This is a genomic window from Paenibacillus antarcticus (assembly GCF_001637225.1).
In the GTDB taxonomy this organism is placed as follows: domain Bacteria; phylum Bacillota; class Bacilli; order Paenibacillales; family Paenibacillaceae; genus Paenibacillus_AQ; species Paenibacillus_AQ antarcticus.
The window spans coordinates 37,441-46,405 of the sequence record NZ_LVJI01000004.1; the positions used below are offsets into that span (position 1 = coordinate 37,441).

The window sequence follows — 8,965 nt, forward strand, 5'->3', positions numbered from 1 at the left end:
TTTACAAATAAATATGATTAATTTCCAATCTCTTGTTGAAATTGTTCCATTGTGAGGACGTCTTCCTTCGCAGGAATACCAATTTTGAATGCTTGTTTTTCATTAATCTTACTGTACTGAGATGAACCCTTCAGTGCAAGTTTAACATCTTGTTTCGTTTCAGGATCGTTAAGCTCAATATTCATCACTAAATCCTGGTATGTTGCAAATCCCTTTTTATTAATCGCTGTGTTTACGTTAAAGGTATTCACCTTCAAGTAACTCTTCAATTCTTCAAGGCCTTTATTGAACTCATCTTTATTAGCTGTGTTCAATTCATCCTTAACCTTCTTGATCTCTTCAGTAGTTAATCCAAGCATTTCACGGTATTCTTCTTTATCAACAATAGTAAGAATATTAGGCAATACTTTCTCCACTAGAATCGTGATTGCTTCTTTTACATTATCATTCGTAACACTAAATTGTGCGACCTGCTCAGATTCTACACCTTCAGGAAGATTAGCATCCTTAACTGGAACATCTTTGAAATACTTAGCTCCATCATATTCTGTAAAGAGTGCACTCGTAATCTCATTGGTTAGCTTCTGTGTTTTCTTAGGGTCAATAGCATCTAGATTGAAGCTCGCCCCTTCTTCAGCAGCAAGTTCTTTCAGATCTAACTCCACATATTTACCTACTACAGTCTCTGGAATAGGTAGCATAGGAATGCTAGGAACTTTAACATATAATTTTTCCTTAGTCATAACCATTGGAATGGTGAAAGTCATAGCCATATCACCTTTAAGATTCAAAGCCAATGTTAATTCTGTTTGCATTGGGTCCAATTGATAAATACCATCAACCGTTAATTCTGCGTTCTTGAGCATACTCATAACCGTCCCAGAGATACTACCTGCTGTATCAGGGGCGTTCACAATTAATTCCTCAATAACTAGCTTACTTTTCATTTCATACGACGTCATCGTCATCGCATTCCCCGCAGCACTTTGTAACGCCTCTTTCGGGTCCTGCTTACTGCCACAACCAGATAGCACGACAGTCATCGCTAAGAGCATTGTTAGCACGATGGCTGTAAATTTCTTATTCATTTTGTTCTCTCCCCTCGGTCTGTAACTATAGTCACTCTCATAATCATAAACTAATTCTTCACCACGCGAAACCTATTCTGGAAAATAATTGATGGAATAATGTCAATTCTTACGAAACTTTCAGAATATAGTGATTTTATCATGCCTATTCCATTTCAACGTAAAAAACACCTTAGTTATTGCACTAAGGTGTTTTCAAACAAATCCATCTTTCACCACTTACATCCAAGACAACTAAAACTAACCCTGTTTATTCAAATGATCCACATGGTTACGGTTCTTTACTTTCTTAGATCCTGAGAGCGGCTCTTGCATCGCAGTAGAATCGTTATTATTCCGCTGGTGTTTCTCTTGTGCCTCTGGAACAGGAATCGCTTTTGGCTTACTCATCTTGTTCACCTCATTTAAAGGATACCCTCAATCTTATGAGGGGTCTGTTACATCATGCAATGATTGGGCACATTCATGGATATGTCGTGCATAATCCCCAGCCAAATTCTGAATAACTTCTGTATGCTCGTCTACTGAACGACCATCGCGCTCCACATCAACGAGTTGTACACCAACCTCACGCGCATCCTTATACGTACATTGGAAGTCAAAAGAGTATGCTTGCCTGCCTGCCGTATCAATGTTGATTCTAATGCTGTTAGAGTTGGCCTCATCGGCAACGACTAAAGCTCGGTCTGACGGGTGAAGAACACTTGGCAATGTAGACTGCCACGCGTCTACAAGCTGATTTTGATTCAATTGAAAATCTTGGCTCATGAAGAACACCTCCCCTTCACTATAAGTTGCGGAATGAGGCATTATTTTATACAAAAAAACCACTCTCAATTACTGAGAATGGTTAGTAAGTTTAATTATAATGGCGGAGAGGGTGGGATTCGAACCCACGTGGAGTTGCCCCCTAACGGTTTTCAAGACCGCCCCGTTATGACCGCTTCGGTACCTCTCCAAAAGATATTCAGTTGTTTGCGATAAGCAATTAATCTCTAACAACAAAAATTATCTTATCACAACTGAACACTAAAAGGCAAGCTTTTTTTAAAAATTATTTTTTTGCAGCAATAACTTTGATGTTTCCCATGTAAGGTTGAAGCACTTCAGGGATGAGAACACTACCATCTTCTTGTTGATAATTCTCAAGAATAGCAGCGAAAGTCCGCCCAACTGCTAATGCAGAGCCATTCAATGTATGAACGAATTCTGGCTTAGACTTCGCTTCCGGACGGAATCGAATATTAGCACGACGAGCTTGAAAGTCCTCCGTATTAGAGCAAGAGGAGATCTCACGGTACATGTCGCTCTCTGGCAGCCATACTTCAATGTCATAGGTCTTCGCAGCTGAGAAGCCCATATCTCCCGTACTAAGAGCTAGCACACGATACGGCAACTTCAGAAGCTCTAGAACACGTTCTGCGTTCGCAGTCATCTTCTCTAACTCTTCATAAGAGGAATCTGGGTGTACAATTTTGACAAGCTCAATTTTGTTGAATTGATGTTGACGAATGAGCCCGCGCGTATCTCTACCTGCTGATCCAGCTTCTGAACGGAAACATGAACTGTAGGCCACGAAATTCTTCGGTAAATCTTCCAAAGTCAGGATCTCATCACGGTAGTAGTTAGTTACTGGCACTTCAGCTGTTGGAATAAGATAATATTCCGAATCTTGAATCTTAAACAGATCCTCTTCAAATTTCGGAAGCTGCCCTGTGCCACGTAGACTATCCCCATTTACGATATAAGGAGGAAGGATTTCTTCATAGCCGTGTTCACTGCTATGCAGATCCATCATGAAGTTAATAAGCGCACGCTCTAAACGTGCTCCCATACCTTTATAGAAGGTAAACCGTGAACCGGTTACTTTAGCTGCTGCTTCAAAATCAAGTATCCCTAGGTCCTGCGCAATGTCCCAATGTGCCTTAGGCATGAAATCAAATACAGTGGGTTCCGACCAACGACGTACTTCTACGTTATCAGCCTCTGATTTGCCCAAAGGTACGGATTCATGCGGAATGTTAGGTAGAGCCATCGTTAATTCAGCAATACTAGCTTCAAGTTCTCGAACTTCCTCATCGAATGCTTTAATCTGGTCAGATACTTCACGCATTTCGATAATTAGCGCCTCTGCATCTTCACCATTCTTTTTAAGCTTTGCTACTTCACCCGATACCGTGTTTCTACGGCTCTTTAGGGTTTCGCTTTCTTGCAATAGTTCTCTACGACGTCCATCTAGTCTAGGGAAATCTGCAATCAGTTCCGGAGATTTGTTCCGATTCTTCAGTGCTTCTTCTACTCTAGCGAAGTCGCCACGCAATATTTTCACATCTAACACAGGTATACCCTCCTCAAGAAAAACAACCTCGACCCCTTGGTCAGATAAATATTCCCCTAGCATCCACTTGTAAAAGGATCCTCATACCCGGAGAAGATTTATCTGAAGTTCATCAGTCATATCCATCACAGAACAATAACTGATATCCAAAAAAGGTCAAGGTGTTCTTATTTACACTCTTTAAATTTAACTCATTGAACCTTGGTATGCTCTAATCATATCCACAAAATATTGATGCAGACGATAATCATCCGTCAACTCTGGGTGATATGAGGACACTAACAAGTGTCCTTGCCTTGCCGTAACGATCTCATCTTGATATGTGGATAAAATTTCGACTTGATTACCCACGCTTGTTATTAATGGTGCCCTAATGAATACGGCTCTAACAGATTCATCAATACCTTTGATTTCCAAATCTGTCTCAAAGCTCTCACGTTGACGACCAAAGGCATTACGAGCAACCGTTATATCCATCAATGCTAAGTGAGCTTCATCTTGACCTTCAATTCTCTTAGCAAGGACAATAAGTCCTGCGCATGTCCCAAATATAGGTTTACCAGCCGCTGAGAAATTACGAATAGCTTCAATAAAACCATACTTACGCATCAACTTACCGATTGTCGTACTTTCACCACCAGGTATAATAAGGCCTTGAACATCTGCTAATTCTTCGATCTTTTTCACGGCTACTGCCTCGACACCCGCAAGTTCAATACTACGAATATGTTCAGTGACAGCTCCCTGTAATGCTAGTACTCCGACTTTCATATCCCTTTAAACCTTCTCTCTTACCAGCCGCGATCAGACATACGCTCGGAAGGTTTTAAAGATGAAATCTCGATACCTTTCATTGGGGCACCTAAATTCTTGGATACTTCAGCAATTAATTTATAATCACGGAAATGTGTTGTAGCTTCAACAATTGCACGTGCAAATTTCTCTGGATATTCCGATTTGAAAATACCAGATCCTACAAATACGCCATCTGCACCTAAATGCATCATCAACGCTGCGTCAGCTGGCGTAGCAACACCACCTGCTGCAAAGTTAACGACAGGTAATTTACCTAGCTGTTGAACTTCAAGCAATAAGTCATAGTTAACACCCAAGTTCTTAGCTTCAGCATACAACTCGTCCTTTGACATATTCTGTACTTTACGGATTTGACCGTTAATTTGACGCATATGGCGTACAGCTTCAACGATATTTCCTGTTCCAGGTTCACCTTTGGTACGAATCATGGAAGCACCTTCGCCGATACGACGTAGAGCTTCTCCAAGATCTTTCGCTCCACATACAAAAGGAACCGTGAAATCCCATTTATCAATATGGAATACTTCATCCGCTGGTGTTAGAACTTCACTTTCATCAAGATAATCTACACCAAGTGATTCTAATACTTTCGCTTCAACAAAATGACCAATACGTGATTTCGCCATAACTGGAATAGATACAACTTTCATAACTTCTTCCACTATAGTAGGGTCTGCCATACGAGCAACACCACCAGCTGCCCGAATATCAGAGGGAACTCGTTCCAAAGCCATGACAGCTGTTGCGCCTGCCGCTTCTGCAATCTTAGCTTGTTCTGCATTCATAACGTCCATAATGACGCCGCCTTTTTGCATTTCCGCCATACCTCTTTTAACTCGAGATGTTCCCGTTTCCATGTTTAATCCCCCTGAAATATATATGGTCAGTCCATTCGCCTCATCATATCCTAACTTACATAATGATTGGAATGGACGGTAACTCCAACACCCAATGGATCCTTATCTATATTGATATTAAAAAAGATTCTTGATTCCGTCAAACAAATCAACGAATAAATCTTTAATAGCTCGGAATAACAAGCGGAACCATCCGCCTTTTTCCACTTCATCAGCAGTTACTAGATTGACCGTTTTCTCCTGAGCTTCACCCATACCCTCTGCTTTATAAGTATAAGTGATGGTACCTACTTTCGTACCTTTAGCTAAAGGAGCTACCAGCTCGTCTTCATTCATAAGAGTAACCTTGGATGTGATACTAGGATTTTGTGTTCCTTTTGGAACCATGAACTTAACATCTAAGTCCGATACCACACCTACAGTTGTTTCCACACCCTTCTTCACAGGTACCGTTTCAGTTCCCACTACGACTGACTTAGGTGCAACCACTTGTTTGATCTCGAAGTTGTTAAACCCATAATCAAGCACTTTCTTCGTTTCCACGAAACGTGCAGGGTTCGTCTTCGCTCCCATAACGACACTGATCAAGCGCACACCATCTCTTTCTGCAGTACCCGCGAAACAGTTCCCAGCAGCCAGCGTATGACCTGTCTTCAATCCATCTAACCCTGGATATGCATAAGCCTTAAAGTTCGTAATATCTTTATTGGCTTCCAACATCCAATTGTAGTTAATAATTGGATTAGTGTCACGTTCACGGAATTTATACGACTGAATTGCAGTAAATCTTGCAAAGTCAGGATGATCTTGTACGATGAATTTCGCAAGTAAAGCCGTGTCCATCGCAGACATGACTGTCTCACGATCTTCACTCGGTCTGTATTTTTCCGGCATATCTGCCCGGCTCAGTCCTGACGAATTAATGAAGAATGCTGTCTTCATTCCCATACGCTTCGCCTGTTCATTCATCAACTCAACAAAGGCAGCTTCAGAACCTGCGACGTGTTCAGCTAAAGCTACAGTAGCATCATTTGCAGACCCTACAGCCATCGCTATGTATAACTCCTCAACCGTGTGTTGATCTTTTTCTGCCAAAAAAATACGTGATCCGACTGTTTGTGCTGCATTCTCCTGTACTGTAACAATGTCATCCCATTTAAGCTTCCCTTGTTTCACTTGGTCTGCCACAATGTACTCTGTCATCATCTTTGTCATACTAGCTGGTGGCAATGCCACGTCACTATTAACGGATAACAGAATCTCACCCGTTGTTGGTTCGATAAGCACTGCTGACTCTACTTGTAATTTCAAACTCTCTACAGAAGGAATCGTGACTGCCTTAGTTGTGACAACCGCCTTCGTAGCGTCAGTTGCTGGTACCTCTGTCTTCGTCGTTTCCCCTTCTGCTAACACTACGAGTGGTAACGAGGACATACATAACATATTTATAAGCATAACCGAAGCTATACTTTTTTTGAGCCATTTGCGTCTACTTATTCTAACTACTTTGTGTTTCAAAGAAAATAAACTCCTCTCTATCCATAACAATCAATTACTTATTCTATTCTAACACAGCATATTCAGCAAAAAAAGACAGACAGGACGAAATTCGCCCTGTCTCTTGTAAGAAAATTGTATTTAATATCTGAATCTGTACATTAAACCGAGTAATTCGGTGCTTCTTTAGTGATTTGAACATCATGTGGATGACTTTCACGAAGTCCAGCACCTGTAATGCGAATGAATTGCGTATCATTACGCAGTTCATCTAATGTTTGAACACCGCAATATCCCATACCGGAGCGAAGTCCACCGATAAGCTGTAGAATCGTATCAGAAAGTGGTCCTTTATACGCAACACGACCTTCAATACCTTCTGGTACTAGCTTTTTATCATCATCTTGGAAATAACGATCTTTACTTCCTTGTTTCATAGCACTGATTGATCCCATTCCACGGTACACTTTATATTTACGTCCTTGATAAATTTCTGATTCACCAGGACTTTCTTTTGTACCTGCAAATAAGCTACCCAACATCACAGCGTGTCCACCGGCAGCAATAGCTTTTGTGATCTCGCCAGAGTATTTAATACCACCATCTGCAATAATCGGAACACCATATTCTTTAGCTACCAAAGCACAATCATAAATTGCCGTAATTTGTGGAACACCGATTCCAGCAATCACTCGCGTAGTACAGATAGAGCCTGGACCAATTCCCACCTTAACAACTGATGCTCCAGCTTCAATTAGATCGCGTGTTGCATCTCCAGTTGCTACGTTACCAGCAATAATTGTGAGTTCTGGATGATTGCCACGTAATTCGCGTACAGCATCAATAATGTTAATGTGATGTCCATGCGCAGAATCAATCGTAATAACATCTACACCAGCTTTAACCAAAGCCTCTGTACGTTCTAACGTATCTTTAGAGATACCAATCGCTGCTCCCACCAAAAGGCGACCTTGAGCATCCTTAGCTGCGTTAGGGAACTGGATAGCTTTCTCAATATCCTTAATTGTGATAAGCCCTTTAAGAATATTGTTAGCATCCACTAATGGAAGTTTCTCAATCTTATGTTTCTGCAATAGAACTTCAGCTTCCTGAAGCGTCGTTCCTACTGGTGCAGTAACCAAATCTTCCTTAGTCATCACATCACTAATCTTAATGCTGTAATCATGTATAAATCTCAAGTCGCGATTCGTCAAAATACCGACTAATTTATTATCCTCGTTCACGATAGGTACACCGGAAATACGGAACTTAGCCATCACTGCTTCAGCATCAGCTACCAGATTATCAGGTCTTAGTGAAAACGGGTTGGTAATAACCCCACTCTCAGAACGCTTAACACGATCTACTTCTTCAGCCTGCTGTTCGATGGACATGTTCTTATGGATGATGCCGATTCCGCCTTCTCTAGCGATCGCTATAGCTAGAGCAGCCTCCGTCACCGTATCCATACCCGCGCTAATAAGGGGAATATTCAACTTCACATGCTTACTTAATCTTGTGGACACGTCCACTTCCTTAGGTAGTACCTCGGACTTACGGGGTACTAGTAGTACATCATCAAAAGTTAATCCTTCTTTACCAAACTTATCTTCACGCACCTTGTGTGGCCTCCCCTAATTTTCATAAATAAACCAAATAAACCCTTATAAATAACGCTAAAAATGCATTTCCTGAAAATATATTATTGCCATCTTAGCAAAGGGGGTTGGGGCTGTCAAGAATATCAGTAAGGTTTCCCTTATATATCATTCCCAAGTCTTTCTGTAACTAACACTGTCCTCTATGAGTGGACATTTTATTAAAATGAAAGGGTTTACATCCATTATTTAAGTATAAAATCGACATTCTCAATTTGTTTATAAGGTAAACAATGGCCATAAGTTGTTGAGGATAATATCTAGTTATCTCCAAAAACATCTACTTTATCAATCCATAAGTCTTCTATCTCATGAATAAAAAAAATCATAAAAACAAAAAGAACCACTGTTGATTGAAATCAACAGTGGTTCCTGGTTGCTTGGCGACGTCCTACTCTCCCAGGACCCTGCGGTCCAAGTACCATCGGCGCTGGAGGGCTTAACGGTCGTGTTCGGGATGGGTACGTGTGGAACCCCTCCGCTATCGCCACCAAACGGTTTCAGCTTTATGCTGTTATTCAAGGTTTAATCCTTGAAAACTAGATACGAATGAATTTGCAGTTCAAAACTTGCATTTGCTTCTGAAGCCTAAACTTCAGAATATTAGGATAAGCCCTCGACCGATTAGTATTGGTCAGCTCCATGCATTGCTGCACTTCCACCTCCAACCTATCTACCTCGTCGTCTTCAAGGGGTCTTACTAATTGGGAA

General features: G+C 41.1%; 8 protein-coding genes, 1 tRNA gene and 2 rRNA genes. All 11 read right to left on the reverse strand.

Translation table 11 applies throughout. The annotated features are described in order from the left end of the window. Positions 1–17 precede the first annotated feature (17 nt). Positions 18–1,088 (reverse strand): hypothetical protein, encoded by a 1,071-nt coding sequence (locus tag PBAT_RS04590; protein ID WP_068647044.1) that lies wholly within the window; start codon positions 1,086–1,088, stop codon positions 18–20. Between the two features lie 240 nt (positions 1,089–1,328). After that, on the reverse strand, positions 1,329–1,478 hold the full coding sequence (locus tag PBAT_RS04595) for a small acid-soluble spore protein P (protein WP_068647046.1): 150 nt from the start codon (positions 1,476–1,478) through the stop codon (positions 1,329–1,331). 33 nt (positions 1,479–1,511) lie between these two features. Further along, a complete protein-coding gene (locus PBAT_RS04600; RefSeq protein ID WP_068647048.1) occupies positions 1,512–1,856 on the reverse strand; it encodes a hypothetical protein in 345 nt (114 codons plus the stop codon). Positions 1,857–1,957: 101 nt separating this feature from the next. Then, positions 1,958–2,046 (reverse strand) — tRNA-Ser (locus tag PBAT_RS04605). Between the two features lie 96 nt (positions 2,047–2,142). Continuing rightward, positions 2,143–3,426 (reverse strand): serine--tRNA ligase, encoded by a 1,284-nt coding sequence (gene serS, locus PBAT_RS04610; protein WP_068647050.1) that lies wholly within the window; start codon positions 3,424–3,426, stop codon positions 2,143–2,145. Between the two features lie 186 nt (positions 3,427–3,612). After that, a complete protein-coding gene (pdxT, locus tag PBAT_RS04615) occupies positions 3,613–4,197 on the reverse strand; it encodes a pyridoxal 5'-phosphate synthase glutaminase subunit PdxT (RefSeq protein WP_068647051.1) in 585 nt (194 codons plus the stop codon). 20 nt (positions 4,198–4,217) lie between these two features. Continuing rightward, positions 4,218–5,099, reverse strand: a complete 882-nt coding sequence (gene pdxS, locus PBAT_RS04620; protein ID WP_068647052.1) for a pyridoxal 5'-phosphate synthase lyase subunit PdxS — start codon at positions 5,097–5,099, stop codon at positions 4,218–4,220. 117 nt (positions 5,100–5,216) lie between these two features. Continuing rightward, complete coding sequence (locus PBAT_RS04625; protein ID WP_068647053.1) at positions 5,217–6,617, reverse strand: D-alanyl-D-alanine carboxypeptidase family protein; 1,401 nt, start codon at positions 6,615–6,617, stop codon at positions 5,217–5,219. A gap of 140 nt (positions 6,618–6,757) precedes the next feature. Further along, complete coding sequence (gene guaB, locus PBAT_RS04630; RefSeq protein ID WP_068591076.1) at positions 6,758–8,215, reverse strand: IMP dehydrogenase; 1,458 nt, start codon at positions 8,213–8,215, stop codon at positions 6,758–6,760. 417 nt (positions 8,216–8,632) lie between these two features. After that, positions 8,633–8,749 (reverse strand): 5S ribosomal RNA (gene rrf, locus PBAT_RS04635). Between the two features lie 109 nt (positions 8,750–8,858). Next, positions 8,859–8,965: ribosomal RNA gene (locus PBAT_RS04640) — 23S ribosomal RNA — on the reverse strand; the annotation flags it as partial.